The organism is Pseudomonas sp. 22515 (assembly GCF_052044625.1).
GTDB classification, from domain to species: Bacteria; Pseudomonadota; Gammaproteobacteria; order Pseudomonadales; family Pseudomonadaceae; genus Aquipseudomonas; species Aquipseudomonas alloputida.
Map to the genome: position 1 here is coordinate 1 of NZ_JBQENN010000083.1, position 407 is coordinate 407.

Consider the following 407-nt stretch of genomic DNA (forward strand, 5'->3'; position numbering starts at 1 on the left):
CACGTCAACCAGCCGCTGGCTCACGACCTGGTCGTGACCCTGAGCAACAACGCCCAGGTCACCATCAAGGCTGGCGAAACCAGCGCGCCGTACACCCACGCTGCGCAAGGCGATGACGTTTACAACGACGCTGGCCAGATCAGCCTGGGCATCACGTCTGTTGTGGATGTAGACGGTCGCACCTTCGAAAACCTGGAGCTGGGCGGTGCCGCGAAGGTGGATGTCACCGACACCACCGACGAAGTCGTGGCCAAGCTGACCGCGACTCCTTCGGTCACCGAAGGCGGTGAGATCACCTACACCATCACACTGACCAACAAAGACGGCCTGCCGATCGACAAGCATGCGGCGCTGACCTTTACCCTGGACGATGGCAAAACCACCATCACCATCCCGGCTAACGGTAC

At 60.9% G+C, this 407-nt stretch carries 1 protein-coding gene; it reads left to right on the forward strand.

Annotation, left to right across the window (positions count from 1 at the left end; all coding sequences use genetic code 11):
* A partial coding sequence (locus ACTJJN_RS27040; RefSeq protein ID WP_440781803.1) for an immunoglobulin-like domain-containing protein occupies nucleotides 1-407 on the forward strand: 407 nt, incomplete at both ends.